23 protein-coding genes are annotated in these 25,617 nt (G+C 63.9%); 10 read left to right on the forward strand and 13 right to left on the reverse strand.

Going from position 1 to position 25,617, the window contains the following annotated elements; translation table 11 throughout:
- Positions 1 to 27 precede the first annotated feature (27 nt).
- The 6 genes from ABC729_RS09450 to ABC729_RS09475 all read right to left on the reverse strand — a co-directional run bounded on the left by ABC729_RS09450 (position 28) and on the right by ABC729_RS09475 (position 8,969).
- Positions 28 to 2,046, reverse strand: a complete 2,019-nt coding sequence (locus tag ABC729_RS09450; RefSeq protein WP_495607368.1) for a heavy metal translocating P-type ATPase — start codon at positions 2,044 to 2,046, stop codon at positions 28 to 30.
- A gap of 307 nt (positions 2,047 to 2,353) precedes the next feature.
- Entirely contained in the window at positions 2,354 to 2,755 is a 402-nt protein-coding gene (locus ABC729_RS09455; RefSeq protein ID WP_488964049.1) for a hypothetical protein, read from the reverse strand.
- A gap of 75 nt (positions 2,756 to 2,830) precedes the next feature.
- The gene (locus ABC729_RS09460; protein ID WP_495607369.1) at positions 2,831 to 6,091 is read right to left on the reverse strand and encodes an efflux RND transporter permease subunit; all 3,261 of its coding nucleotides are present in this window, start codon (positions 6,089 to 6,091) and stop codon (positions 2,831 to 2,833) included.
- A gap of 11 nt (positions 6,092 to 6,102) precedes the next feature.
- Positions 6,103 to 7,320 carry an efflux RND transporter periplasmic adaptor subunit gene (locus ABC729_RS09465; RefSeq protein ID WP_488964047.1) on the reverse strand — a complete coding sequence of 406 codons (1,218 nt, stop codon included), beginning with the start codon at positions 7,318 to 7,320 and terminating at the stop codon, positions 6,103 to 6,105.
- Entirely contained in the window at positions 7,317 to 8,597 is a 1,281-nt protein-coding gene (locus ABC729_RS09470) for a TolC family protein (protein WP_488964046.1), read from the reverse strand. The genes ABC729_RS09465 and ABC729_RS09470 overlap by 4 nt, the downstream gene beginning before the upstream one ends.
- Before the next feature lie 72 nt (positions 8,598 to 8,669).
- Positions 8,670 to 8,969, reverse strand: a complete 300-nt coding sequence (locus ABC729_RS09475; protein WP_488964045.1) for a hypothetical protein — start codon at positions 8,967 to 8,969, stop codon at positions 8,670 to 8,672.
- Between the two features lie 145 nt (positions 8,970 to 9,114).
- On the opposite strand from ABC729_RS09475, the gene ABC729_RS09480 reads away from it, so the two are divergent.
- From ABC729_RS09480 to ABC729_RS09500, 5 genes are all read left to right on the forward strand, one after another.
- Complete coding sequence (locus tag ABC729_RS09480; RefSeq protein WP_495607370.1) at positions 9,115 to 9,462, forward strand: hypothetical protein; 348 nt, start codon at positions 9,115 to 9,117, stop codon at positions 9,460 to 9,462.
- A gap of 552 nt (positions 9,463 to 10,014) precedes the next feature.
- Positions 10,015 to 10,296, forward strand: a complete 282-nt coding sequence (locus ABC729_RS09485) for a hypothetical protein (protein WP_488964043.1) — start codon at positions 10,015 to 10,017, stop codon at positions 10,294 to 10,296.
- 107 nt (positions 10,297 to 10,403) lie between these two features.
- Entirely contained in the window at positions 10,404 to 11,933 is a 1,530-nt protein-coding gene (gene istA, locus ABC729_RS09490; RefSeq protein WP_495607371.1) for an IS21 family transposase, read from the forward strand.
- Complete coding sequence (istB, locus tag ABC729_RS09495) at positions 11,923 to 12,717, forward strand: IS21-like element helper ATPase IstB (protein WP_495607372.1); 795 nt, start codon at positions 11,923 to 11,925, stop codon at positions 12,715 to 12,717. Before istA ends, istB begins: the two co-directional genes overlap by 11 nt.
- Positions 12,718 to 12,791: 74 nt before the next feature.
- Positions 12,792 to 13,016, forward strand: coding sequence for a methyltransferase family protein (locus tag ABC729_RS09500; protein WP_488968694.1), 225 nt, complete (start codon positions 12,792 to 12,794; stop codon positions 13,014 to 13,016).
- Positions 13,017 to 13,049: 33 nt separating this feature from the next.
- Here the strand turns inward: ABC729_RS09500 and ABC729_RS09505 are convergent, their stop codons facing one another.
- Positions 13,050 to 13,481, reverse strand: coding sequence for a MerR family transcriptional regulator (locus ABC729_RS09505; RefSeq protein WP_495607373.1), 432 nt, complete (start codon positions 13,479 to 13,481; stop codon positions 13,050 to 13,052).
- A 70-nt stretch (positions 13,482 to 13,551) separates the two neighbouring features.
- On the opposite strand from ABC729_RS09505, the gene ABC729_RS09510 reads away from it, so the two are divergent.
- Positions 13,552 to 14,214, forward strand: a complete 663-nt coding sequence (locus tag ABC729_RS09510) for a cation efflux transmembrane domain-containing protein (RefSeq protein ID WP_488968692.1) — start codon at positions 13,552 to 13,554, stop codon at positions 14,212 to 14,214.
- Positions 14,215 to 14,219: 5 nt separating this feature from the next.
- Positions 14,220 to 14,594 carry a DUF3703 domain-containing protein gene (locus tag ABC729_RS09515; protein ID WP_488968691.1) on the forward strand — a complete coding sequence of 125 codons (375 nt, stop codon included), beginning with the start codon at positions 14,220 to 14,222 and terminating at the stop codon, positions 14,592 to 14,594.
- A 427-nt stretch (positions 14,595 to 15,021) separates the two neighbouring features.
- On the opposite strand, the gene ABC729_RS09520 is transcribed toward ABC729_RS09515, so the two are convergent.
- Positions 15,022 to 15,408, reverse strand: coding sequence for a DUF3363 domain-containing protein (locus tag ABC729_RS09520; protein WP_488968690.1), 387 nt, complete (start codon positions 15,406 to 15,408; stop codon positions 15,022 to 15,024).
- Positions 15,350 to 16,084, reverse strand: a complete 735-nt coding sequence (locus tag ABC729_RS09525) for a DUF3363 domain-containing protein (RefSeq protein ID WP_488968689.1) — start codon at positions 16,082 to 16,084, stop codon at positions 15,350 to 15,352. Before ABC729_RS09525 ends, ABC729_RS09520 begins: the two co-directional genes overlap by 59 nt.
- Positions 16,085 to 16,538: 454 nt before the next feature.
- Between ABC729_RS09525 and ABC729_RS09530 the strand changes: the two genes are divergently transcribed.
- Positions 16,539 to 17,126: a hypothetical protein gene (locus ABC729_RS09530; RefSeq protein ID WP_495607374.1), complete on the forward strand. Its 588-nt coding sequence runs from the start codon at positions 16,539 to 16,541 to the stop codon at positions 17,124 to 17,126.
- A complete protein-coding gene (mobF, locus tag ABC729_RS09535; protein ID WP_495607375.1) occupies positions 17,123 to 20,308 on the forward strand; it encodes a MobF family relaxase in 3,186 nt (1,061 codons plus the stop codon). Before ABC729_RS09530 ends, mobF begins: the two co-directional genes overlap by 4 nt.
- A 392-nt stretch (positions 20,309 to 20,700) precedes the next feature.
- On the opposite strand, the gene ABC729_RS09540 is transcribed toward mobF, so the two are convergent.
- From ABC729_RS09540 to ABC729_RS09555, 4 genes are all read right to left on the reverse strand, one after another.
- A complete protein-coding gene (locus tag ABC729_RS09540; RefSeq protein ID WP_495607376.1) occupies positions 20,701 to 21,033 on the reverse strand; it encodes a hypothetical protein in 333 nt (110 codons plus the stop codon).
- Between the two features lie 134 nt (positions 21,034 to 21,167).
- Positions 21,168 to 21,788, reverse strand: a complete 621-nt coding sequence (locus ABC729_RS09545) for a hypothetical protein (RefSeq protein WP_495607377.1) — start codon at positions 21,786 to 21,788, stop codon at positions 21,168 to 21,170.
- Positions 21,789 to 21,844: 56 nt separating this feature from the next.
- Complete coding sequence (locus tag ABC729_RS09550; RefSeq protein ID WP_495607378.1) at positions 21,845 to 23,950, reverse strand: matrixin family metalloprotease; 2,106 nt, start codon at positions 23,948 to 23,950, stop codon at positions 21,845 to 21,847.
- A 518-nt stretch (positions 23,951 to 24,468) separates the two neighbouring features.
- Complete coding sequence (locus tag ABC729_RS09555; protein WP_495607379.1) at positions 24,469 to 24,690, reverse strand: helix-turn-helix domain-containing protein; 222 nt, start codon at positions 24,688 to 24,690, stop codon at positions 24,469 to 24,471.
- Between the two features lie 148 nt (positions 24,691 to 24,838).
- Between ABC729_RS09555 and ABC729_RS09560 the strand changes: the two genes are divergently transcribed.
- Positions 24,839 to 25,312 (forward strand): hypothetical protein, encoded by a 474-nt coding sequence (locus tag ABC729_RS09560; protein ID WP_495607380.1) that lies wholly within the window; start codon positions 24,839 to 24,841, stop codon positions 25,310 to 25,312.
- Positions 25,313 to 25,617: the final 305 nt, after the last annotated feature.

Raw genomic sequence — 25,617 nt, forward strand, 5'->3', positions numbered from 1 at the left:
CGGTGGGCGTGTCCGGCGCGGTCTTCCTCACTCCCTGTAAACCAGCAGCCGCAAGGCGTTGAACACGACCAGCAGCGTCGATCCCTCATGCATGGCGACGGCGGGGCCGATGCCCAGTCCCAGGATGGTGGCCGGCACCAGCAGGGCCACCACGCCCAGACTGGCGAAGACGTTCTGACGGATGATGGAGCGGGCCTGTCGGCTGAGGCCGATGGCGAAGGGCAGGTGCGACAAGTCGTCGGCCATCAGGGCCACGTCGGCCGTCTCCAGCGCCACGTCCGACCCAGCCGCCCCCATGGCCACGCCCACCGAAGCGCTGGCCATGGCGGGGGCGTCGTTCACGCCGTCGCCCACCATGGCCACCGGCTGTTCGGCCTTCAGCGCCCGGATGGTTGCCACCTTGTCCTCCGGCATCAGGTCGCCCCGCGCCTCGCTCAGCCCCACTTCCGCCGCGACGGCGGTGGCCACGCGCTGGTTGTCGCCGGAGATCATGACCATGCGCTGCACGCCCAGCGCCCGCAGCCGGCGCATCGTGTCGACCGCCGCCTTGCGGGGCGTGTCCATCAGGCCGACGACGCCCAGGTCGCGATCGCCACGCCGCACCACCATGGTGGTGCGGCCCTTCTCCCGCAGATCCTCCACCGCCGTCGCCATGGCGGCGGAAAGCGGGGCGATACCGTCATTGCCGAACATCTCCGCCTTGCCGATCAGCACCTTCTCGCCGTCGAGCATGGCGCTGACCCCGCGTCCGGTCAGGCTGTCCAGGCTGCCGGCCGCAGCCACCGGCCGCCCCGCCAGCCGTTCCTTGCCATCGCGCACGATGGCACGGGCGAGGGGATGGTCGCTGAGGCTCTCCACGGCGACGGCCACGGCCAGCAGGTCGGCTTCCGCCACGCCCTCGGCCGTGATCACATCCGTGATGCGGGGGCGTCCCTCGGTCAGGGTGCCGGTCTTGTCGAAGGCGATGGCGGTGACCGAACCCAGGGTCTCCAGCGGCCCTCCGCCCTTGACCAGCACCCCGCCCCGCGCGGCGCGGGCCACGCCGGACAGCACGGCGCTGGGCGTGGCGATGGCCAGTGCGCAGGGGCTGGCCGCCACCAGCACCGCCATGGCGCGGTAGAAACTGTCGCGGAACGGCTCGTCCACCACGACCCAGGCGAACAGCAGCAACACGGCCAGCCCCAGCACCGCCGGCACGAAGAAGCGCTCGAACGTGTCGGTCAGGCGCTGGGTCGGTGATTTCTGGCTTTCCGCCTCGCTGACCAGCCGGACCAAGCGGGCCAGGGTGCTGTCGTCGGCGCGCTTGGTGACCTCCACCTCCAGCGAGCCGCCGCCGTTGACCGTGCCGGCGAAGACGCGGGTGGCTGCCGTCAGCCTGTCCAGATTGACGCGGGCCTCGGCCGGATCGGCCACCGGCTGCTTGTCAACGGGTATGCTCTCCCCTGTCACGGGGGCCTGGTTGACGCTGCTGGTGCCGGCGATGACGAAACCGTCGGCCGGCAGGCGGGTGTCGGGCTTGACGATGACGATGTCACCGATGGCCAGTTCCTCCACCGGCAGTTCGATCACTTCCCCGTCCCGGCGGACCATGGCCGTACGCGGGGCCAGTGCCGCCAGCGCCTCCATGGCGCGCTTGGCGCGGCCCATGGCGTAATGTTCCAGCGCATGGCCCAGGCTGAACAGGAACAGCAGCAGCGCGCCCTCCGCCCAGGCCCCCAGCGCCGCGGCGCCGGCGGCGGCCACCAGCATCAGCGTGTCGATCTCGAAACGCTTGTTCCACAGGTTCTCCAGCGCCTCCCGCCCCGTGAACCAGCCACCGAAGACATAGGCCGCGATGAACAGGGCGAGGCTGATCCAGCCGGGCGCCCCAGGCATCGCATATTCGAGAAGGACGCCCAGGCCGAGGGCGGCGCCGCACAGGAGCGAGAAGACCAGTTCCGTGCGGGAGCCAAAGATGCCGCCATGGTCATGCTCATGGTCGCCGCCGGGCTTGTGGTCATGCGCGCCGGCTTCGTGCCCGTCACATTCGTGCGATTGTTCCTGCATGATGCTCTCCTCGCCGGCTTTGGCGGCGCGTCTTCGGATTCAACCGCTTACCAGATGGTCCAGGGCCAGTCCCAACAGGAGAAGCGCGCCCATGATGGCCAGCGCCACGCCATCATGACGGAGGCGCTTCGTCCGCTTCCGCCGGAGCATGGCTTTCTCCACCGCAGCCGGACGTGCCTGCCGCCCGCCGATCAGACTGGAGCCCCTGGCAATCTCCCTCCGCGAGGGCCTGATACGACGCCCCATCGGACATGCTCCCCAAATGGGAAAGCCGGCAGCGTTGGCCGCGCCGCCGGCTTCCCGACCCTCAATGGCCGTGACCGCCCAGCTCGAACTTGGCCTGGCCGCTCTTGCCGGACTTGGTGCGCAGGCTGACGACAATGTCGGCCCCTTCCGGCACCGCACCCTTGGCTTCCAGCTTGTCACCGGCCGCCTGGAGGACGAGGGTTCCCTTGCGGGCAGCGCCTTGCGTGAACAGGACGCTGGCCTGGGCACCGTCGACCGGTGCCAGGGCACCCGTCTTGCCATCGAGCAGGTAGAGGGTGACGGTGCCGTCGCCCACGACCAGTTCGGCGTCCTGCCCGCCCACTTCCTTGACGATGCCGCCATGCGGCCCCTTGGCGGTGTGGTCGTGGCCATGGCTGTCCTGCGCCATGGCAGCGGCGGGCAGCAGGCAGAGGCTGGCGGCGATCAGAAACGGCTTCAACATGGTATGTCTCCTTCAGGGTTGGGGCCCCGGCGCCCGCAGGCAACCGGGGCTGTCGTCGATTAGGATCGGAAAATGTCAGGCGGTGGGGTGCGGACCCGGTGCCGTCGGCACGGGCTCGTCCTCCGCCTCCCCGCTCACGACCGGTCCGGCGAAGCGGCGGTAAAGGGCAGGCAGGACCAGCAGGGTCAGCAGCGTGGCGGTGATCAGGCCGCCGATGACGACGGTGGCGATGGGCCTCTGCACCTCCGCACCCACGCTGGTGGACAAGGCCATGGGTACGAAGCCCAGGCTGGCCACCAGAGCCGTCATCAGCACGGGACGCAGTCGGGTCTGCGCCCCTTCCCGCACCGCATCCTCCAGGCTTTTCCCGCCCAGGCGGAGTTGGCGGATGTAGGAGAGCATGACCAGCCCGTTCAGCACGGCGATGCCCGACAGCGCGATCATCCCCACGGCGGCGGAGATGGAGAACGGCATGCCGCGCAGGAAAAGGGCCAGGATGCCGCCGGTCAGCGCCAGCGGCACGCCGCTGAACACCAGAGCCGCGTCCCGCGCCGACCCGAGAGCGCTGTAAAGCAGCAGGAAGATCAGGGCGAAGCAGGCCGGCACCACGATCGACAGACGCTCGCGCGCCGCGATCAGGTTCTCGAACTGCCCGCCCCAATTGACCCAGTAGCCAGCGGGCACCTGGACCTGACCGGCTATCTTGGACTGCGCGTCCAGGACAAAGGAGCCGATGTCGCGGCCGCGAACATTGGCCTGCACCACGATGCGGCGCTTGCCGTTCTCGCGGCTGATCTGGTTCGGTCCCTCCGTGAAGTTGAAGCGGGCCACCTCGCCCAGCGGCACCGTCCGCATGGCCGGCCCGCCCTCGTCCCCGGCGACCTCGCCCGACAGCGGAATCGGGATGGAGGCCAGCGCCACCGGATCGTTGCGCAATGCATCCGGCAGGCGGGTGACAATGTCGAAGCGGCGGTCGCCCTGATAGACCATGCCGGCCTCGCGGCCGCCGATGGCCATGGCCACCACCTCCTGCACGTCGGCCACGGACAGGCCGAAGCGCGCCGCGCGCGCCCGGTCGACCTCCACATTCATGAAGGAAGCGCCGGACACCTGTTCCACCCGCACGTCGGCCGCACCATCGATGCCCCGGACCACACCGGCGATCTGGTTGGCCGTGGCCAGCAGCGTGTCGAAATCGTCACCGAACACCTTGATGGCGACGTCGCCGCGCACGCCGGCCAGCAGTTCGTTGAAGCGCAACTGGATGGGCTGGCTGACCTCGTACACCTGGCCGGGCAATGATCCCACAGCCTTCTCCAGCCGCTGGACCAGTTCCGCTTTTGACAGGCCGGGGTTCGGCCATTGGTCACGCGGCTTCAGCATCACGAACATGTGCGAGATGCCGGGCGGCATGACGTCCGTTCCGATCTCGGCCGTGCCGGTCTTGGAAAAGGCGAAGGCCACTTCCGGGAACGCGGTCACGGCCTTCTCGATCTCCAATTGCTGGCCCGTCGCCTGGGCCAGGTTGGTGCTGGGGATGCGGAAGGCGTTCAGGGCGACGTCGCCCTCATCCAGCTGCGGGATGAATTCCTGGCCCAGCTGAGTGAACAGCACCAGGCTGCCGGCAAATAGCAGGGCGGCCAGTGCGGCCATGCGCATCGGCGCCTTCAACGCCTTTTCCAACAGCGGCCGGTAGGTCTCCCCGGCTTTGCGGATGATGGCGTTCTCCTTCTCCTCCACCTTGCCCGACACGAAGATGGCGATCAGCGCCGGAACCAGGGTCAGCGACAGGACGAAGGCGGCGACGAGCGCGATGATGACGGTGAGCGCCATCGGCTGGAACATCTTGCCTTCCACGCCCGTGAAGGTCAGCAGCGGCAGATAGACGACGATGATGATGGCTTGCCCATAGACCGACGGCTGGATCATCTCCTTGGCGGCGACGCCCACCTCGGCCAGACGCTCTTTCAGGGTCAGGACGCGGCCCAGATGATGCTGCCGCTCCCCGAGCCTTCGCAGACAGTTCTCCGCGATGATGACGGCACCATCGACGATCAGGCCGAAATCAAGTGCGCCCAAGCTCATCAGGTTGGCGCTGACACCGGCCTCCAGCATCCCCGTCGCCGTCATCAGCATGGTGACAGGGATGACGAGCGCCGTGATCAGGGCCGCGCGGATGTTGCCCAGCAACAGGAACAGCACCGCGATGACCAGCAGCGCCCCCTCCGTCAGGTTCTTGGCCACGGTCTTGATGGTGGAATTCACCAGGTCAGTGCGGTCCAGCACCGTCTTGGCGACGATGTCGGCCGGCAGGGAGCGGCGGATCTCCTGCAGCTTGGTATCCACGGCCGCCGCCACCGTCCGGCTGTTCTGGCCGATCAGCATCAGGGCCGTGCCGACCACCACCTCGCGACCATTCTCGCTGGCTGAACCGGTGCGCACTTCCTGCCCCGTCTGGACCGTGGCGACATCGCCAAGGCGGACAGGCACGCCGCCGCGTGTGGTAACGACGACCTCGGCGATCTGTACCGCCGTGGAGATGCGCCCGTCGGAACGGACGATGAACAGCTCGCCATTGCGCTCAAGCTGCCCGGCGCCCAGACTCTGATTGGCGCGCTCCAACGCCTCGCCCAGTTCGGCGAAGGTCAGCCCGAAGGAGATGAGCCGGGCCGGATCCGGCATGACATGGTACTGGCGGACAAAGCCGCCGATCGTGTCGATGCCGGCAACGCCTGCCACGCCCTTCATCTGCGGGGAGACGATCCAGTCCTGAACGGTTCGCAGATATGTCGCCCGCTCAGCCTCGGACGTCAGCTTCTCGCCCTCCGGGGTCAGGTAGGCGCCGTCGGGCTGCCAGCCGGGCTTGCCGGCCTGGGCTTTCTCCTTGGCGAACGGCGCATACTCCACCGTCCACATGTAAATCTCGCCCAGACCCGTGGAGATCGGGCCCATCGTGGGTGTCAACCCCGGCGGCAACTGCTCCTTGGCCTCGGTCAGACGCTCGCCCACCTGCTGGCGGGCGAAATAGATGTCCACCTTCTCACCGAAGATGGCCGTCACCTGCGACAGGCCGTTGACGGAGATGGAACGGGTGTTTTCCAGCCCGGCGATGCCGGCCAGGGCCGTCTCCACCGGATATGTCACCTGCTGCTCGATCTCGAACGGCGACAGGGCCGGGGCAAGGGTGGTGATCTGAATCTGGTTGTTGGTGATGTCGGGGACCGCGTCGATGGGCAGTCGCAGAAGCGACTGCACGCCGAAGGCGGCGGCGACCGCCACGAGCAGCACCACAAGGAAGCGGCGCTGGATGGCGAAATTGAGGACGCGTTCGATCATGCCGCCGCTCCTCAATGCGCGTGGGAATGTTCGGCAGCGCCGCGCGACGCTTCCGATTTCAGCAGGAAGGTGTTGCCCGTCGCCACCTGGTCGCCGGGGAACAGGCCGAAGGTGATCTCGGCGGCGGCACTGTTGCGGCGGCCGATTTCAACGGCCCGTGCCTGGAACCCCTCCTCGTTGCGCACGAAGACGACATTCTCGCCGTTCAGGGTCTGCAGCGCCGATGCCGGAACGGCGACGTCCGCCTTTTCCCCGCCGGCGACGATGGTGCCGGTACCGAAATCACCTGGACGCCACTGCCCTTCGGCATTGTCCAGGGCCGCCACCACGCGGGCCGCCCCCGTCTGTGTCTCCAGCGTGGCACCGGCCGCGATGACCGTGCCCTGTGCCGTCCGGCCGTCCTGGCCCTTCAGCGTGACAGACTGCCCCTCGCGCACCTGCGCCAAGTCGGCTGCGTAGACCGGCAGTTCCACCCAGACCTTGGACAGGTCGGCGATGGTGAAGATTTCCTTCTCCGCCGCCGCCAATTCGCCGCGCACCAGCTCGCGCCGGGTGATGCGGCCGGCGATGGGGGCGCGAACCTCCAGGCGGCTCAGGCTGGAAACGCCTTGCCGCGACAGGTCCGCGATTTCCGCCGATGTGAGGCCCAGCGTACCAAGGCGCTGGCGGGTGGCGTCCAGGGTGATGCGGCTGGTCTCAGCATTGGTGCGGGCGTCGAGATAATCCTGCTCCGCCGACACCTTCTTGCGCCAAAGGTCTTCCTCACGCCGCAGCGTCGTGGCGGCCAGCGCCTCCTGCCGCTGGGCGGACATGTATTCGGCCTTGGCGTCGGCCAACTCGCGGCTGTCCAGGACGGCCAGCACCTCGCCTGCCGTCACCGGCTCGCCCAGGCGCTTGCGCACCTCTATGACGACACCGGGAACCCGTGTCGTGACATGGGTCATGCGATCGGCGTCCGCCACGACGGTGCCCATCACCTGGATTTCCCGGGAAACCTCGGCCGGACCGGCGGCCACGACCTTGATGTTGGCTTTTTTGATCTGTTCGGCCGTGAGGTGGATGGCGCCTTCCTCATCCTCATGCCCTTCCTCGCCCTCGCCGCCATGGCCGTCCTTGCCGGATGCCAGTTGGGCGGTGGGCTTGCCGTTGCCGCTGAAGGTCCAATAGCCGATGCCGGCGACAGCCAGGGCCAGGACCGAGACGCCGATCAGGATGTTCTTCTTGTTCATGGTGTCACCTCTCCGCCCTCGGCGGTCGCGGTCAGGCGTTCAAGCTCGGCCCGCGCATTGTGGAAGCCCTGGAGCGTGTCGATGAGGTTGCGCCGCGTATCAAACAGCGTGCGCTGCGCCTCAAGCATTTCCAGGTATGAGAACTTGCCTTGCCGATAACCCTCCTGCGCGGCGGCGAAAGCCTGCTCGGCGGTGGGAATGATCTTTTCCTGCAAGGCTGCAGCCGTATCGCGCGACGCGTCCAGGTTGGCGCGGGCGACGGTCACGCGCCGCTCCTGGTCGATGCGCTCGGCCGCCAGGTCCGCCTCGGCGGCAACCACTTCGGCGCGCGCCCGTTCGATGGCGCCGCGGTTCTGGTCGAACAGCGGGATGGGAACGGAGACGCCGACTAGGAAGGCATTGTCACGGCCCTCCCGGAACCGGCGAAAGCCACCGGACACCGTCACATCGGGAATGGCCTTGGACCGTTCCACATCAAGCTCGGCGCGGCTGCGCCGCAGTTCGGACTGCCGGCGCAGCAGCTCCGTGGACTCCGCCGCCGTTTCAGCAGCCGTCGCGTCGAGCCGTCGGAACCAGTCCTCTTCCAGCTGGAGACCGGCCTGGCCGATGCCGGTAAGTCCGGCCAGGACCTGACGGGCCGCCCCGGCCCGGCGCTTGGCCTGCTCCAGTTCCAACTGAGCTTGGCGCCGCGCGATCTCGGCACGGCCGAGTTGGATCGGTGCTTCGCGGCCGGCCTCCAGCCGCGCCTGGGTGGACCGCTCCACCTCCCCGGCCAACCGCAACTGCTCGTCGGCCAGGGTCACGGCGGCATCAGCGGCGACCGCCTCGGTGAAAGCCTGGCGCACGTCTCGGACCAGGTCCAGCTTCGCAGCCGCCAGGTCGAAGCCGGCGGTGGACCGGGCGGCCCGGGCCGAGCCAACTCGAGCCCCGCGCTTGCCGCCCAGCTCGATCGTCTGGGACAGGCTGTAGGTGGTTTCCGTATTCCCATAGCCGCGATAGGGGCCGCTGCCCTTGAAATTCTCGAACTCGACCGAGATTTCGGGGTTGGGCAGGACGTCGGCCTGGTCGACCGCCCCGCCGGCGGCCCGCAGGCGTGCGGCGGCCGCAGCGGTGCGCGGCGCCACCTCCAGAGCGCGGGCGATGGCCGTTTCCGGCGTCAGGACGGATGGGGATGAGGGGGAAAGTGTGGAGGGTTCGGCGGCTTGGGACTGTTGTGCCCCGGCCGTCGGCGCCCAGGCGAAAACCATCGCCAAGGCGGCTGCGACGTGCGTGCGCATGGATGCTCCGCGTGCGGACAAGCGAATGGCGGGCGGACCCAAGGGGTCATCACCCAGACGGAATTCGGCTTGTCAGGCGCGCGGTGGTTCGTCAGGCAGGGTCGGATCGGCACTGGCCGGCGGAAGTGCAGGGTCCATCGCGTAGCGGGTCTGCTCCCACACCACAGGCTCGGCAACGCGGGTCGCGCGTGCCCGATCAGCCACATGCATGTGGCTGCAACCATGATGGTAGTCGACATGCGCCTTGCCGGCCGGGTGGCTGCTTTCGGCAGCCACCGTCTGGACGTCACAGTTCCCGATGTCCGCGGCATGGATGCCTGGGGCATTGAACAGGAATGCCGCGAGAAGCAGCAGGACGGTCAGGAAACGCATGGACCAGAAAATAGGTGCAGGTCCCGGCTCTTGCAAGCCTGTATTTTGCGTAATCGGATAGGATGCGGAATGCGATTGCTTCCCGTCCGTTTCCGGGCATAGGCTTTGCGGGTCGCGTCGATCCCTCATTGGGGCCTCCAGAGCAATGCGCCGCATCGTTTGCGCCATCCTGTCCCTGATGCTCGTCTTCACCGTCGTCCATGCGGCGGCGGCAATGGCGTTCGATGTCGGCGGGCCTGCCGTCGAGGCGTCTGCGTTCCATGACCGCGATGAGGATGGGGCTGGCGCGCGGCATTCCCCGGAACACGCTGCCGAGGAGAATGGGGTGTGCCTGCACCGCTGCCATGATGGCGGCCACCATCTCCTCATCGTGCTGCCGGCGCAGGCAGCCTTGGTTTCCCTCCCGCCAATCGGCGGCGGGGGAGCGGTGCCGGCGCGGTTCACACTGCCAGAGAACAGCATCCGCATAGACCGCCCGCCAAGGACAGCCTGAGGCCCAGGCCGAGAAGCCGTCCATCCGCGCGGCATGCCGGACACGGCTTGCCGTACCTACCGCGTCCACGCGCCGCGACTGCCGCCGGCAACCGGCTGCATGCCACGTTCCCGAACCCGATAGGGGAAAAACCATGAAGACCATGACGACCATCGTGCTTGCCGCGATGTTCCTGGCCGGATGCTCGTCCGGCCCCGACACGCCGGCGCGTACAGTTACCGACAGCTCCTGTGAAAGCGGACAACGCCAGATGCAGGTAGGCACACGCCCGACCGGCCATAAATGGCACAGCATCCGTTGGCGTCGAGGCGAGTGCGCGCCGGTATCGCCCTCGCAGCCGAAACCCGGAATGTAGGGACAAGGCGCTGGCGGTTTGCCGGCACGGTCGCCGCCAGCGCCCTTCCGGTTCCGCCGGTCCAGCGCATATGGCCGCGGCAATTTCATCAGGATGCGGAAGATTCAGTCTTGTCCCTGTAGGAACTACAGGCTTTAGGCTCATACCTGATCATTCGCGCGGACGAACCGCTGCCGAGCCTGACAGGAGGAAACATCATGGAAGACAACCGACAGCCACAGCCGCATCCCTGGCCAACCCTTTCCCTGAAGGTACCGCCCTTGGCTCTGGTCCTTCTCGCCGCGCTGGCGATGTGGTTGCTGCCACCGATAACAGACCTGCCACGCCCCACCGACCCTTGGCAGGTCTGGCTGTGCGCGGCGCTCGGTTGCCTGGGGATCCTGATCTGCCTGGCCGGGGTTTTGGCCTTCCGCCGCGCCCGGACCACTGTCAACCCCATGCACCCGGATACGGCTTCATCGTTGGTGATGCGCTGTTGATTTCCACGCGGAACTGACCCGGGATGGCGGCTTATTTCCATTGAGAAATGACCCATGTGACCCTTCCCCCGGCGCATTGAGCGACGGGGGGCACAGGAGTGATCCACATGGGACTTTTGAATGTCATCCGCCGTTTGGCCTTGCGTGAGAAGGTGGCGATCCGGGAGATCGCGCGCCGGACCAGTCTGTCGCGGAATACCATCAAGAAGTATTTGAACGCCGGGACGATCGAACCGAAGTTCTCAGTGCCGGAGCGACCCAGCAAGCTGGACCCGTTCGCCGACAAGTTGGCAGGCTGGCTCAAGGCCGAGGCTTCCACATCGCGCAAGCAGCGCCGAACCTTGAAACATATGCACGCCGATCTGGTCGCGCTGGGGTTCACCGGTTCTTATAACCGGGTTGCGGCCTTTGCCCGTGAATGGCGCGCGGAGCGGCAACGCGAGCAGCAGACGACCGGGCGCGGCGTTTTCGTTCCGCTGAGTTTTCGCCCCGGCGAGGCCTTCCAGTTCGACTGGAGCGAGGATTATGCCATGCTGGGCGGTCATCGTACCAAATTGCAGGTCGCGCATATCAAACTGGCGTACAGCCGGGCGTTCCTGGTCCGCGCCTATCTACTGCAAACCCATGAAATGCTGTTCGACGCCCATTGGCATGGCTTCCGCGTCTTCGGCGGCGTGCCAGGGCGCGGCATCTACGACAACATGCGCACGGCGGTGGACCGCGTCGGGCGTGGCAAGGAGCGCCAGATCAATTTGCGCTTTCTGGCCATGGCCAACCACTATGTCTTCGAGCCGTCGTTCTGCAACCCGGCGTCGGGCTGGGAGAAAGGGCAGGTCGAGAAAAATGTGCAGGATGCACGGCCACGGCTGTGGCAGCCGACACCGGATTTTCCCGACCTGGCCGCGCTGAATGTCTGGCTTGAGCAGCGCTGCCTGGAGCTGTGGCAGGAGATTCCGCATGGTCGTCTCGTCGGGACCCTTGCCGATATCTGGGCAGAGGAACGGTCCGCGCTGATGCCCGTGCCGCTCCCGTTTGACGGGTTCATTGAGCAGAGCAAGCGCGTCTCACCAACCTGCCTGATCAGCTTCGAGCGCAACCGCTACAGCGTGCCGGCCTCGTTCGCGAACCGGCCCGTCAGCCTGCGGGTCTACCCGGACCGGCTTGTTGTCGCGGCCGAGGGCAATATCCTGTGCCAGCATGAACGCTGGATTGACCGATCCCGTCAAATGCCCCGGACAATTTATGACTGGCGCCATTATCTGGCGGTGGTCCAGCGTAAGCCCGGCGCATTGCGCAATGGTGCCCCCTTCGCGGACCTGCCGTCGGGGTTCCGGCGATTGCAGGATCAGATGCTGCGGCGTCCCGGTGGTGATCGCGACATGGTCGATATCCTGGCCCTGGTCCTGCAGCACGACGAGCAGGCGGTGCTGGCCGCCGTCGAACTGGCCCTGTCCGACGGCGTGGCAACCAAAACCCATGTCCTGAACATCCTGCATCGCCTGATCGATGGTAAGCCGACCGACGGGCCGACCATCAGCACACCGCAGACCCTGCTCCTGCGCCATGAACCCAAGGCCAATGTCGAACGCTATGACGACCTGCGCGCCCGCAGCACCGGAGGCCGTCATGCGTCATGACCCCGCCAGTGCTGCCATCGTCATCATGCTGCGAAGTCTCAAGATGTATGGAATGGCGCAGGCCGTCACCGATCTGATTGAGCAAGGTGCTCCCGCCTTTGAGGCCGCCATCCCCATCCTGACGCAACTGCTGAAGGCCGAGATGGCAGAACGGGAGGTGCGTTCCATCGCCTACCACATGAAAGCCGCACGGTTCCCAGCCTACAAGGATCTGGCAGGTTTCGATTTCCACGCCAGTGAGATCAACGAAGCCACGGTGCGCCAACTCCACAGCTGCGCGTTCATCGACGGCGCGCAGAATGTCGTGTTGATCGGTGGCCCCGGTACCGGAAAAACCCACGTCGCAACGGCTATCGCCATTCAGGCCATCGAACATCATCGTCGTAAGGTCCGGTTCATATCGACCATTGAACTCGTCAACGCTCTCGAGCAGGAGAAGGCCAAGGGAAAGGCCGGACAGCTGGCCGAGGCCATGACACGTCTGGATCTCGTGATCCTGGACCAACTCGGGTACCTGCCGTTCAGCGCATCTGGCGGCGCGTTGCTATTCCACCTGCTCAGCAAACTCTATGAGCGGACCAGCGTCATCATAACCACCAACCTCAGTTTCAGCGAATGGGCCACCGTCTTTGGCGATGCCAAAATGACCACAGCCTTGCTCGACCGCCTGACGCACCGCTGCCACATCGTCGAAACCGGAAATGACAGCTTTCGTTTCAAGGCCAGCACCGCCGCAGCATCCGGCAAGAGAAAGGGAAATCCACATGCCTTGACCCAATCATGAACCAAGCCGCATAACTCATAGGTGGGTCAATTCTCGACGGAAATCCCGGGTCAGTTCCGCGTGGAAATCAACAGATGCGCGGTATCTACCACCATACGCGCAATCCGATGTATCTCGGCTTTCTGGTCGTCTTGCTGGCATGGGCGCTGTATCTGGCCACGCTCTCCGCCTTCCTGGTGCTGCCCTTGTTCGTCCTCTACCTGACCCTGTTCCAGATCAGGCCGGAGGAACGGGCACTCCGCGCTCAATTCGGAACCGAATTCGATTCCTACGCCGCTCGGGTGAGGCGCTGGCTGTAGGCTGGCAACCAGTTTCCCTACTCCCTGCCCCGATTATCGCCGGCCAGTTTCGGCCGCGCCGGTTTCCGGCGACAGGGCTTCGATGATGCGGCAATCGGCGATGCGACCGCCGCCGCACTGGCCCGCAATGCGCACCAGCTCGTCGCGTAGGCGGTTCAGGTCGGCGATCTTGGCCTCCACCTCGCGGATCTGGGCCTGGGCCAGGGCGTCGACGTCGCAGCAGGGCTGGTCCGGCCTGTCGGCCACGTCCAGCAAGGCCCGGATCGTATCCAGGTGGAAGCCCAGCGCCCGCGCCCGCCGCACGAAGGACAGGCGCCGCACATGGGACTGGTCGTAGGCCCGGTAGTTGCCCTCCGTGCGGGGCGGGGGTGGCAGCAGGCCGATCCGCTCGTAATAGCGGATGGTCTCGATATTGGTGTCGGTCAGCTTGCCCAGACGGCCGATATTCATTCCCTGCGCACCCATGGAAATACCCCTTGACCCTGTAGCCGCTACAGGCCCCAGCTTACGCAGGAACGCCATCAAGGAGAAGGACATGGGCGCTTCCTGCTGCAACACCGGCCCGGCGAAACCGGCCGTCGACCCCGCCTACCGCCGCGTGCTGTGGGCGGCACTGATCATCAATGCCAGCCTGTTCGCCGTGGAGATCGTGGCGGGGGCCGCCGCCGGTTCCGCCTCGCTGCTGGCCGACAGTGCGGACTTCCTGGCCGACAGCGCCAACTACGCCATCAGCCTATTCGTGCTGGGCGCCGCCCTGGCCATGCGCGCCAGGGCAGCCCTGGTCAAGGGCCTATCCATGGGCCTCATCGGCCTCCTCGTGGCCAGCAACATCGTCTGGCGCCTCTTCAACGGCCAGGTGCCGGAGGCAGAGGTGATGGGTGTCGTGGGCCTGCTGGCGCTGGTGGCGAACATGGCCACGGTCGCCCTGCTCTACGCCTTCCGCCAGGGCGACGCCAACATGCGCTCGGTGTGGATCTGCTCACGCAACGACGCCATCGGCAATATCGCCGTCATGCTGGCCGCCGCCGGCGTCTTCGGCACGGGCAGCAACTGGCCCGACCTCATCGTGGCCGCCATCATGGCCTGGCTCGCCCTGTCGGGTGCCGTGCAGATCGTCATGCAGGCCCGGCGCGAGCTGGCGCAGCCGCCGCTTGGCACCCTGCCCCGCACCTTGCCCCAGACCCTGGCGACGGAGTGACGCCCATGACAATGTTGAAACGGTTCGTGGAAGAGGAACTGGCCAGCCATCACCGCGCCCGGCGCGACAGCCACACGGCTGACGCCTGGACCGCACTGGAGAGGGCGCATGTCCTGTCACAGCCGGACGCTTGGCTGCATACCAGGGTGCATCTGGCGATGCTGCGCTTCGCCATCGGCCTGGGCGACTGGATGGAGGTGCGGGGGCAGGTCGCGCGCATCGCCGTGGCGGGCATCGGCTCCCTGCTGGGCAAAGCGCCCAGGGGCAATACCGGCCGGGCCACGGTGCCGATCATGGCGGTGATGCCGCTCGACCCGGAGATCGCTGTCAAGCTGGCAGAAGCCGGCCGGGGTCGGAAACCCACGGGTTACCACCGCTAAAGTCAACTGCGGTATAGGATCGGCAATCCTCGCCGGACTCCGCAGGTTGGAGAACCTCTTCATCCGGTTAGGCGACTGAACGCGACTGGTCTGCAACGCCCAGTAGCCCGGAGAGGTGTTTTCAATCGCCTATGTCCTGAATGAAGGATCGCCGCTTACCATACCAAGACCAGTAGCCACTCACTGAATGACAACGTCCACAATGTGGTGGTGCCGGAGTATCTGCTTGACCAGCTGGCTTTCAACTTTAGTCGCCCAATAGGTAGGCCCTACGCATGAGGCGTTTTTTGAATGATAGGCGCTTCGGGCCATGCCCCGAGATCTCCCGGACCATTCCGACTGAACGTAAAGGCCAATGGGTTGGCCGTGGAGCGACGGCGTACAAAGCATTTCCATGTGCCCGCCTTTTGGTATAGAGCAGTCAATCTTACTCAATCGCCGGCCCACCGCGCTGTCGCCCGAAGTTCCAGGTCACACCATCGCTGCTGACAATCCCCGACATCTGCTGTCCCAGATGCTGGTCCAGGACGGGACGCCAAGGCACCAGCGTGAAGTCATGGCTGCGTTCGATAAGGGCCAGCTTCTCGCTGGCAAGAGTCACGGCCCGGCGGTAGGTGCCCTCAATGGGTTGGCCACGGGATAGGGTGGCATAGGGCAAGCCCAACTCATCAGACAGTTGACCGGCAACCCGCAGCAACTCCCGCCGCCGCGGGGTCGCCAGCAGGTCCGAATGGAAGAAGGTTCGGCCATGCTCCTCACGGGCCAGATCCTCGACCATCAGCCATTGTCGGCGGCGGTCCTGGGCGTCGCGCACCTCGCGACCGAAACCAGCATCGCGCAGCGGCGCGCGTTAGTGGTAACCAACTCGCGGTCCAGCCAGGTGGCACCGTCGGTGGTGATCTGCTGATCCAACGGCAGGGTGACCGTACCCGGACGGTGACTGGGTTGAACCGGGCCTGGGTACGCTCATAGTCGGCAACGCGGTCGAGGTGGTCGGATTGGATGATCCAGGTGCCATCCGGCTCGCGGGTGACGGCATTGGTCAGACGGCGCATCGCCTCCAGCCGCCGGACATGGGTGTCGGCAAAGGCTTCGCTGGCCGTAGGATCGTAGCGCAAGTGGATGTCGATGCTGTAGGGGCCACTATTGGCTGCGGCAATCTCCATGATGCGGCGATCCATGGGGCGTGGGTCTATAGCGCGGGGCTCTGCGCGCAGGATGCTGCCCGGCGGCGTCGGCTCCGTGTCTTCGCCCCTGCCGATATCGACGTAGTGGGTGCGGCCATCGGTGGCGTCGATGATCAGATAGTGGCGATCACTCACCTCGTCCGACAGGCCGCGCGCAATGACACGGCCGGTGACGGGTTGGGCATTGGCAGCACTGAGATCATGGATGATCAGGTCGCTTGGCGCGCGGGTCAGGTTCTGCGCGGCCAGTTCCCGGTGCAGGGTCTTGATGATATCGCCGCGCTCGCCCACCCTCGTCGCCATGTCAACCTGATGGTGGCGACGTCGTCCAGTGGCCCTCTGGATGAACTTTCCATCGCCGCGTTCGACCTTGCTTCTCCCGTGGCCTTCGCCGCCATCATCGAGGTGCCCCCCCAACCTCGAAGCCAGCCTCCGCGGCATAATTGGGCAACCACAGGTATTAGTGGTATAATTTAGGCCTGATAGACGCCTGTCGTGTCTTACACCTATTACACCTACTATATGGAAATTTAATTGCCAGAATTGTGCGTTCATCGGCATATTTGTATGGATTTTTATGATTACCCATTCCCTGACGAATTGAGACACCATTTCGTAAGGCAGACCACGGAGCCCCAGCTTGGGACTACTAATTTCCAACCGCTAAATTATATAATAATAGCTTCCAACGAGTTGGAGAGCCGCGATGAATCCGGAGCCCGTGGACAAGCCGGGTAAGCGCGGAAGGAAGCCGCGGATGGACGGCCTTACGTCCGCCGAGGCGCGATACACCGTGCCGGACCCCCTCATGCGGATCATCATTGCGATGGCCAATGATGATGGTATCGAACGGGAGGAGGTCATCACCCAGTTGATAACCGAAGCGATCAGCACGCGCCTTGCCTCATCTTCCATCCGCCTTCCACCGCCCCCCAAAACAGGGCTGGCGATCGACCGTGCGTCGCGGCGGGTGGTCGACACCGTTGCCTCGGCGATTGATTCTAAGCTCGGCCAGGCGACCGAGGCGATGATGGGCACCATCACCAGCCATGTGACGGACGTCATGGAGCAGCGGTATGCTGCCTATGTGGCACGGATCGCGCAGCACGTCGAAGCCTTGACGAACACCCATGCCGAACGGGAGCAAAGGTCTGCTGCGGCCATGGAAGCTCTTGCCCATGCAATGCGCCAACTCGCCCCCGATGTGGATAAGGGGGCTGGTGTGGACACCGCCAGCATCATTCACAACATATCCAGGGACCAGTTGGCCCTTCTGGAGGCCATGAACATCCTTCAACAGGAACTGGAATGGATCCGTAACCGCCTGCCCGGAGGGCAACGGTGACGGTCGGCTGTACACCCATTCGCGACGTTCTCTATCCCGTGCGTGAGGCGCGCCGATATTATGCGGCGCAGTTGACCAAGCTAATGACGGCAGGCTCCATGGAGGAGCCGCCATCGGTGGACGCCGACGCCGCCACGATGGAGAATCTGGAGCGCGGTGCGGAAGGTCAGGGTGACGAGGGTCCCGGCACCTGGCTGGTGATCGGATCCACGACCGGCATGCCCACAGGGCCTGTAACTGATCTGGCACCTTTCTTGTCCACCATGGATGGTCGTTCCCCCAATCTGAGATTCAAGGTCTGGAATGCCGGCCGGGTACGGCGCGTACGCGGCACCGACTTGACCTTCTCCCTGGCCAAAGGTGTGTCGCTTTATCTGACCGCCCTGGAGGAGGTCGGCAAGGCGGATGTCGCTGACAGCATCCGGGGGGACGCCGATGCCTCTATCCGTGAGGCACTGAATATCGCCTATCTCACCGGAACCTTCCTGGCCCGCCGGGGCAGCGCGAACACGCACACCCTGAAGCTGGAAATAGTCGCCGGCATCCCGGCCACGATCTGGGCTCATCGGACCGCACGGGGAAATGACGGTTCAACGGCCAACATAGCCGATCCGCAGGAGCATTTTCACGTCTATGTCCCCAATCTTGCGCAGCGGATGGATGGCACATGGGGTGCCCTCAATGGCGAACGCATCTTCAAGGACCATTTGATGATTGGCGCCCTCTTCCGGGCCGAGTTCGCGGCACGGCTGGCGGCCCGGGGACTTGTCCTACAAAAGACGGGCAAGGGTCAGTTCGACCTCATGATGCCGATCATCTGGGTGCAGCCCTTTAGTGCCAGGCGCGCCGAGATTCTGCGGCGTATGCATGAGATTACCGGACAGCGGCGGACCGACGCCAACCTGGCATCGTTGGCGAGGCGCACGGCCGTTTCCTCCCGAGGACCGAAAGAGCTCTTACCCCCATTGTCAGCGTTGAAGGCGGAATGGACGCATCGCTTATCGGAATGGAACGCAAACTGGACGGGTGTCGTCCGCTTCGTTGAAACGAGTCGTCTTCGATCTGATCCGGTCACCAGGGATCTCAGCGATGAACAACTCATCGCCGACACCTGCACCGCCATTATGACCTGCCGGCAGGTAAGGACGGCCGTAGCCGCGCTGGCATCCTCCGACGGTTCATTGACGGCCAAAGCGGCGATCCATCGTGCTGACCATATCATCCGGCGCCTTGTGCCCTTGGGCCGGCAGCGGGAGAGCGAATTTTTCATATCCATAGGGTTGCTGGAGCGCGAGCGGCGTATTCTTCAATGGTCGATTGGCCGGCAAGGCGAGAAGCCACGCCTGGCTTTGCCGGATGCGAAAATAGCCATCGACCGCGCCAACGAAAATCTGGGTACCCGGTGTGGAAGTGGGGCCAGACTGACGGCGTGGCAGGAACGTCATGTAATCCGGCTGTCGGTAAGCGCCGGCGGCGTCAAGGTACTGCGCGGGAAGTCGGGTTCAGGAAAAACCATGTTGCTAACGGCCGTCGCCGAAGCCCACCGCCTCGCAGGACATCCTGTCGAATTCCTGGTGCCGAGCATCATGGCGGCGAAGCGGATCAGCGACGAATATGGCGTGAAGGCCACTGACATTTGGAACTTTGCCGGCCCCTTCGCCCCAAACGCTGGCATAAAGGCGCTGGAAAAGCGGCATGTCCTGATTATCGACGACGCCCATATGATCTCCACCCGACGGATGGACGCCGTGCTGGAGCAGGCACACGCCACCGGCGCCAAGGTCATCATGGCCGGCGACGACAGGATAGTCGATAGCGCCTACGATCAGGGGTTGGCCTTTCGTACCATCGTGGCATCGGATCCCGAAATCAGACGCCCCTGGCCTGACGCGGATATCGACCATGACATCCAGCGAGCCCGCTTGGATACCATCGCCGGCCGGCCCGTGGAAGCGCTGCTTGGTCTTGCCGATGCTGGAAGGGTTGATCTCGTCTCCGGCCCCGATGAAGCCTTAATGAAAGCAGCCGAACTGGTGGTGGGATGGATAACTGACGATGTCCGGAATGGGAAGTCATTCGCCGCCGCCTTGTGCGACAACCTTGTCATCTGCGCCAGCAATGCTGAGGCTCGTTCCATTGCCGAGCAGATAAGGTCCTACCTGCAAATCCCCGATGTCAGTTCATTTTCCCAGGTGGTCGTGACCGCCGGTGGTGCGGAGCTAAAACCCGTCTCGCACAGGATGAGCGTCGCCGCAGGCGACCGCATCATCATATATGAAGCACATGAGGAACTTGGTCTGCTCAATGGCGAGACACTGACCGTTGAGGACATAAGACGGGATCATTCCGGCAACGCCGTGATAAGGGCAGTCCAAGAACCTCATGGTCACATAGTCATTATCCATGAAGACGACCTTGTCGTCAGGGGTGAGCGTCGCGGGCGCCGTCAGGTTCGACTACAGCATGCGATTGCGCGGACTGCGGTTGGCGCGCGCGATCTGCTTGCTGACCGTGTGGTCGTTGTCGCGACCAAGCCTTTGGATCGACAGCGCGTACTGGAATCGTTGGCGCACCACAGGGTGGACTGCCGGATCGTCGTGGCCCGCCCAAAATCCGCGTCGACGGATAAGGAAAAGTTTATTCAGGAATGGGCCGCTGAATCGGGGCTGGCTTTCAAACCCCGCTGCTTTGGCAGCCTGCTGGATCGGGATGAACTGGCGGACTGGGTCGAAAGGGGCACCTTCAAGGGCGTGGCCGTTGGAAAGCCAATCAGCTTGGGAAAGCCGGGGAGAGGCTTCGCCGGGGGTGATGCTGGGAGTGCCAAGCTTGACGGTGCGCCGCCGTCCCCCGTCAGTGAAATATCCACCATAATGGCAAGCAACGCCGCGCTCGAAACCCTCACTGCTGAAATTGCTGAATTCGGCAGGCGAGTCCGGGGAATCCAGGCCGACCAAGCCAAACGTGACGAACGGTTCGCGGCAATCATGCGAGAGTTAACCGCAGTCAGGGAACGACAGGAGCAGGAGCGTCGCGCTGCCATCGACGATCATTGGGAACGCGAACAGGCGGCTAATCGCAGATTGTTGCGGCGTATGCGCGGTGAGCCGCCTGCTGAACCGTCCGAGCCTGTACGGGGTCAGAGTACACAACGGGATGATGACGTTCCGGAGCCGGACTGGTGATATTCATGGTCGAAAGAGGGCATCTCAGAGCCTTCTCGGCCGGGAAACAATACAAAACCGCATTATCAGACGCGCGTACGGCCGCTCCCCTCCAGATATAGCCGCCGAAAGACGCTTCGGCCGTTCGTACGCGGCCAAACTTAATGCCGGTGTCATATAGCCCCGCAGGGGGCGGCACCGTCCAGGCGGCGACCAAGGTTTGCTTTTTGGATTACGTCGGTGCTTCTGCCATTGGGGATCGCCGGCATCGTGGGCGGATGGAAGCTGTTCGAACTGTCGATGCAGCGCATCGCCAAGGATAACGGCATGGATGTCGGTAGAAGATGGTAGCGGCTGTCTTTCAAGGTTGGTCGGTTAATGGGGGCTCTACAGCCCCCATCTGTGCCGTGGGTTCACTGGACGACAACCCAGCCTGAATCAGCCCGCGTGAACTTCATCTGCGTCGTCCCGCCCGCGTTGTTGAGAAAAGGTCCATCAACGCGAAGCGTAACCGTACAGTTGAAGACGGTGCTTCCATCGACCTTAACGCAACTCAGCTTTTTGAATTCATGCAAGACGATCTGCTGCCCACCCCCGGCGGCTTTGGTTGCCCCATTCGCCCTGTCGAACTGGGCTTGAATGGCATTGCGCATATCATCCTCCCCCGGCTCACCGTTGCCGCACCCCGCCATCATCAGCAGCGGCACCAGGGTCAGCACCCGGCAGTATTTCAGGATATTGCTCATTTTATGTCCTTCAGTCGTGGTCAGTGGTCGAATTGAACCGGCCCCGCGTGCCTGGTCATCCAAGGCCGTCGGGACGATGTGAATGCGGTGGTCGAAAGGCAGCCCTCGGCTGCAATGTCAGGGGCCTGCCTCAATCAGCCGAACGAGTGGCCGCAGGTCTTGAGGTTCTTCACGAACTCGTCGTAAATCGTTTCCACCAAGTCCTCGTGAAGCCCGGAAACAAGGGTTTCACGGCGCGAGCCGTAGACCAGGTAGATGCAATAGCCATATTGGCGCACGAAGTCCGCATTGGCGACTTGGCTGGCGTTCTGGGTACCGGCGGTGAAGGCCCCGGCCACACCGGAACCATAATAGACGGCCGACGGCGTCTCCTTTCGCGGCCGGGTCAAGCCCCATCCAATGGACCGGACGTGAGCAACATCGAAAAGTTTCTTTGCCTCAGGGATAGCGATCCGGTTGGCGTCGATCTCAATTCGGGTCGTTGCGATTTGCTTACCCGCCTTAAAGACCAGCCAGATAATATAGCACACGCCCACCAAAGGCATGATTGTCGAAATAAAGGCCATACCGGAATATGGATCTGCTGTTGATGCAATAATGATCGGCAGAATGATCAGGAAAATTACGCAAAGAAAGATTTTACTCCTCCTTGGCTGCTTTACGAATACATCCATGATGATCTTGTCACCTTCCTTCGTGGTCTTGAAATCATAGATCGGTTCAGCGGCCTGCGGCGGGCGGGCGGAATCAGACATTTGATGCACATCCTTGTAATGAGGTTTCTGAGGACTGGGTCGCGGCAGCGCACCGATCAGCCGGAATAGGTCCAGTCCAGGCCCAGGTCGCTGGTGGCGGTCAGCAGGCGGCCCTCGCCCTGGCCGTACATCAGATAATGGGTCAGGGGATTGACACCGGCGGCCTTCAGGTCGGTGTTGGCGTCCAGATAGGCGCTCACATCCATGAACGCCGACGGGTCGCGGCCCTCGCGCCAGCCGTAGTTCATGAAATGGAACCAGGGATCCACCTTGGTTGCGGCCACGTCGGCGTTCTTGCTCAGGTAGTAGGCGCTGTCGAACAGCGGGGTCAGGGACCGCCCTTCGGCCTTGCCATAGGCTAGGTAGTGGTCGTAGCCGCTCCGCAGGCCGCCGCCGGCGACCGCAGCCGCCACGTCGGGGTTGGCCGCCAGGTAGCCAACCTCGTCATAAAGCGGGTTGGCCCGGGCGTCTATGGCGGCCCGGCCCTCGGCCTGGCCCCACTGCTGCCAATGGGCAAAGCCGCTGGACAGCGCCCCGCGTGCCACGGCGGTCGCCACGTCGGGGTTCTTGGCCAAGTAGAAGGTTTCGTCGAACCCGCCGCCAAGCTTAACGTCGGCATTCATCCACAAGCCGACCTTGCCGCCATCGTTGAAGGCAAGAAACTCCGTGCCCAGGTAGGTGTCGGTGCCCTCCGGGCCCACGACCTTGAAGCTGCCATCCGTTTGGCGGGTGATCGTGTGGCTGGCGCGCGAGCCGAACAGGCCGGCGAGGTCGATGCCGGTTCCGCCGTCGATAGTGTCGTTCCCGCTGCCGGCGACCACCCGGTCGTTGCCGGCGCCCAGGAACAGGCGGTCGTCACCCGCCCCGCCCCAGACGCTGTCGGCCCCGGCGCCGCCGGAGACCTCGTTCGCCACGGCGTTGCCGTTGATCCGGTCGTTGCCCGACCCGGCCTTGACGTTCTCGATCGTGCCGATGATCCCGAGGTTGTTGGCACCGCCGTAGGTCACCGCGGTGTTCGCCCAGCCCTTGGGCGTGTTGACCAGCCTTTCCGCATCAGTAATCCGCATGTTGACCGACGAGGCCGTCTCCCCGGTCAGGTCGATCCTGGACTGCATCGAACTGGAGGAAAGGTCGATCGTGTCGGTTCCCCCCGCATCGTAGATGATGGCGTTGAATGCCGTCTTCTCATTCCACGAGTAGGTATCGTCACCAACCTTGTAGGTAGGGTTTCTGCCATAAAGGTGCTGGAGGGCTAGGATGTCCAAAATGCCAAGGGTATCGACCCTGGTCCAAAGGTAGGACCCGTTGTCGATGCCATAGATCACGTCGTCGTTGGCGCCGGTCAAGCCCATGGCCGACAAGAACTTGCTCTGGCCGGACGACGGCAATGTGACGGCGCCGTCGGTCGTGTGGGCAAGTCCCAAGGCATGCCCGATCTCGTGGCGGATCACGCCTGCCAGGTAGGCGTATTCCCCGGACGTAAGTCCGCCGCTGGCATACCTGTCGGCATTGGAGCGGTCGAGGTACACGTCGCCAGACTGTGGAGTGAAGGACACGGCGTCGATAAGGCGGTTACCCGCCTGGTCTGGCGGACTAAATGTCGTGAGCGCGGAGGGATAATATCCACGTCCAGCAGCGCTATCCGTCATGTCGGTTGCTGCGAAGGACAGCGTCTTGCCTGCGGCGCTTGACGATTCAACAAACGTGATGCCGGTGACGTCGGAGATCTTCCGCAGCTCTTCGAGAACGATTTTCCGTTCGTCCTCGCTGAGCGGGCGAAAGCTGGATGCCGCCCCGAGATTGCCCCCGTCCTGGAAGTACGACGGGAGGGCTGTGGCAAAATGGTAGTTCAGCGTTATCGGCGTCCCCACCCCGATGTCCGAGTTCCGAGCCTGGGCATAGGTCAGCCCCTTGCCGGCCAGCGCGTCGGCATTCCAACGGCCCAGCCCGTCGGTGTATGAGCCACCAGTTAACTGCTCCTTGCGATAGTAGAGCAACGCACGGAGATCGAAGTCGCCGATGCGCAGGAAATCGGATGGTTGTGGGGCCGCAAACGGCGCGGCAGCCGAAGCTTGGGGCTCGAAGGCTGCGGACGAAGCTGCGCAGCACGGACAGCCGGCAGCATGGGGTTCCAACGGCACGAAGGGCGTGTCGGTCATCATGTCTCCCTGTGGTCAGACAAGCGCACCCATCCCAACCCAGCTGGCGCCGGGCGGTTAGCAACGCGGGCACAGGGACACGCGCCCCACCTATTCCCCAGCGCCGGGAGCTACCCGACGCCGTGTGAGGGTCTTGTATTCGGTGGGCCGCCCGACAAAGCGGGTTGCCCTGTGCTCACGCGCACAATGCGCACCATCGTCAGGTTGCTACGCCCTCGGACAGCCATCGGAATATGGCACGGCGTTTCATGTACCTGAAACATCAAAATTTATGGGTTGATGCGAAAAATCTCGCTTTGCTGGGCTGCAGACCATCAGCTGAAAAATTGCGGAGATTCGGCGGTCGCGGAAGCATCGCCAGTATCTGAACCGGCCCCGCAACATCATGGTACGAACTTGCGGCGAACCAGACTTGGCTGAAGCAAGCCATTCCTCTCGTCAAATGCACTTGTATGTCGTTCGCGGCTGCGAAGCTTTATCATATTGCGACCGTGCGATTTCCGCGCCGGTAAACGGGCTCGTCATTTCCGGGGGGGAGGACAAACGCAGCCGTCCTCCATGAACCTCACTCCAGCGGCCTCCATGGCCCGCTGAATGGCGGCTACCGTTGCAGGAATGGGCTCCCCCTGACCGTTTTCAAAACGGGCGACGGTACTGACCCCGACCTGGGCTTCCCGAGCCAAGTCCCGAATACTCCAGTCGAGAGCCGCTCGGGCCATCTTGCTTTGCGTCAGCGTAATCATACGAACAAATTAATCTCACATGACGCTTGACGCAAGTGCACCTCATGGGTATTTTGTACTCATGTGATCGAATATTTTTCATTCAACGGCCCGGCGGGAAGGTAGTAGCTCCCACACCGGGCCTGACCTCAGACACGGAGCGAACCCGATGCCCAAGGCTACCTATAAGACTATCACACTCGACCCGGCCACCGAAGCCACCCGTCGCGTCGTCCGCATCCTCGAAGAAATCAACGCGAACGAGTTCGAGTGGTTTCGGGCAAGCACGGCCCGCAAGGCTCAACTCGAGAGGCAGTATCAGAAGCTGACCAAGGCATTGTCGCGCGCTGAGGAAAAGATCAGTCTACCTGCCACGACATTGGTGGGCGCCATGGGGCAGGTCATGCTGGCATTCGCCGATGCGCAATCTATCACTGACCTCGCTGATGACCGGCACCACGACGACATCCAGATTTATCACCAGCGGTTGGGGCGTTGCCTTCGCAGCGTGCTCAGTGTTCTGGCCCATTTCAGTGGCTGCGATCCCGCTGAGCTGGGTGCCCACTACTACATTGACCTACCGGTAGACGCCCACCAGGCCACGTTTGGAAACGTTGCTGCGGAATGGCAGGTGGGACTATAGGGCCGTGCGGGGAAGCGTGTCCCAGATGTCGAGTGGTTCCGCTCGATGACGGTTACCCGACGTCGTCGGCTCCTGCCTAATCCGACCATCCAGGTGCTACCCACTGATTGGGCGCCACAGATGGTTGGATATCGGCACCGCACCAAGCCCCAATTCCACATGCACAAAGCGCATACATGGGTCGCTTTTTGTGAATGTCAGATCAAGGGTGGGCCGGGTCTAGAGGCTGGAGCATATGGCCATGCGATTGGGCGCATCGTGTGCCCAAAAGCCAAGGTGCCACAATGTCCGAGCCCCCACCCCCA

The sequence above is a fragment of the Niveispirillum sp. CC-CTL257 genome (genome assembly GCF_059489915.1).

Bases quoted from the DNA above. Each gene is read 5' to 3' on its own strand.
- ABC729_RS09500 (WP_488968694.1), top strand. From the start codon at position 12,792: ATGCGCGGTATCTACCACCATACGCGCAATCCGATGTATCTCGGCTTT.
- istB (WP_495607372.1), top strand. From the start codon at position 11,923: ATGCGTCATGACCCCGCCAGTGCTGCCATCGTCATCATGCTGCGAAGT.
- ABC729_RS09480 (WP_495607370.1), top strand. From the start codon at position 9,115: ATGCGCCGCATCGTTTGCGCCATCCTGTCCCTGATGCTCGTCTTCACC.
- ABC729_RS09530 (WP_495607374.1), top strand. From the start codon at position 16,539: ATGGACGGCCTTACGTCCGCCGAGGCGCGATACACCGTGCCGGACCCC.
- ABC729_RS09470 (WP_488964046.1), bottom strand. From the start codon at position 8,597: ATGCGCACGCACGTCGCAGCCGCCTTGGCGATGGTTTTCGCCTGGGCG.
- ABC729_RS09545 (WP_495607377.1), bottom strand. From the start codon at position 21,788: ATGTCTGATTCCGCCCGCCCGCCGCAGGCCGCTGAACCGATCTATGAT.
- ABC729_RS09510 (WP_488968692.1), top strand. From the start codon at position 13,552: ATGGGCGCTTCCTGCTGCAACACCGGCCCGGCGAAACCGGCCGTCGAC.
- ABC729_RS09560 (WP_495607380.1), top strand. From the start codon at position 24,839: ATGCCCAAGGCTACCTATAAGACTATCACACTCGACCCGGCCACCGAA.
- ABC729_RS09515 (WP_488968691.1), top strand. From the start codon at position 14,220: ATGACAATGTTGAAACGGTTCGTGGAAGAGGAACTGGCCAGCCATCAC.
- ABC729_RS09555 (WP_495607379.1), bottom strand. From the start codon at position 24,690: ATGATTACGCTGACGCAAAGCAAGATGGCCCGAGCGGCTCTCGACTGG.
- ABC729_RS09460 (WP_495607369.1), bottom strand. From the start codon at position 6,091: ATGATCGAACGCGTCCTCAATTTCGCCATCCAGCGCCGCTTCCTTGTG.
- istA (WP_495607371.1), top strand. From the start codon at position 10,404: ATGGGACTTTTGAATGTCATCCGCCGTTTGGCCTTGCGTGAGAAGGTG.
- ABC729_RS09465 (WP_488964047.1), bottom strand. From the start codon at position 7,320: ATGAACAAGAAGAACATCCTGATCGGCGTCTCGGTCCTGGCCCTGGCT.
- ABC729_RS09550 (WP_495607378.1), bottom strand. From the start codon at position 23,950: ATGATGACCGACACGCCCTTCGTGCCGTTGGAACCCCATGCTGCCGGC.
- ABC729_RS09540 (WP_495607376.1), bottom strand. From the start codon at position 21,033: ATGAGCAATATCCTGAAATACTGCCGGGTGCTGACCCTGGTGCCGCTG.
- ABC729_RS09485 (WP_488964043.1), top strand. From the start codon at position 10,015: ATGGAAGACAACCGACAGCCACAGCCGCATCCCTGGCCAACCCTTTCC.
- ABC729_RS09525 (WP_488968689.1), bottom strand. From the start codon at position 16,084: ATGGCGACGAGGGTGGGCGAGCGCGGCGATATCATCAAGACCCTGCAC.
- ABC729_RS09505 (WP_495607373.1), bottom strand. From the start codon at position 13,481: ATGGGTGCGCAGGGAATGAATATCGGCCGTCTGGGCAAGCTGACCGAC.
- ABC729_RS09455 (WP_488964049.1), bottom strand. From the start codon at position 2,755: ATGTTGAAGCCGTTTCTGATCGCCGCCAGCCTCTGCCTGCTGCCCGCC.
- ABC729_RS09450 (WP_495607368.1), bottom strand. From the start codon at position 2,046: ATGCAGGAACAATCGCACGAATGTGACGGGCACGAAGCCGGCGCGCAT.
- ABC729_RS09475 (WP_488964045.1), bottom strand. From the start codon at position 8,969: ATGCGTTTCCTGACCGTCCTGCTGCTTCTCGCGGCATTCCTGTTCAAT.